The organism is Rhodovulum tesquicola, assembly GCF_024128855.1.
GTDB classification, from domain to species: domain Bacteria; phylum Pseudomonadota; class Alphaproteobacteria; order Rhodobacterales; family Rhodobacteraceae; genus Rhodovulum; species Rhodovulum tesquicola.
The window spans coordinates 1-254 of record NZ_JAMYDV010000077.1 but is presented as its reverse complement, the minus strand read 5'-3'; the positions used below and the strand labels follow the sequence as shown (position 1 = coordinate 254).

Genomic DNA, 254 nt, shown 5'->3' with positions numbered 1-254 from the left:
CTTGCCCGAGAAAATCGCGGCCATGCCCTCGAGCGCCTGACGCTTCCAGGAATGGATCACCGTCTGATGCACGCCGTGCTTCGCCACCAACTCGGCGATCGTCGCCTCGCCACGAATGGCTTCAAGCTGGCCTGCTGCCGGTTTCGTGGACAGCAGGTTAAGCTAGCATAGCGCGGGCCTCGAACTCCATGGGGCTGATGTAGCCCAGTTTCGAATGCCGTCTGCGCGGGTTGTAGAAGCGCTCGATGTAGTCG

2 protein-coding genes are annotated in these 254 nt (G+C 61.4%); both read right to left on the bottom strand.

The genetic code is table 11. The annotated features are described in order from the left end of the window. Positions 1–156, bottom strand: a 156-nt coding sequence (locus tag NHN26_RS17730; protein WP_435594223.1) for a transposase, incomplete at its 3' end; no start/stop codon positions are given. 1 nt (position 157) lies between these two features. Then, positions 158–254, bottom strand: a 97-nt coding sequence (locus NHN26_RS17685) for an IS3 family transposase (RefSeq protein WP_331429120.1), incomplete at its 5' end; no start/stop codon positions are given.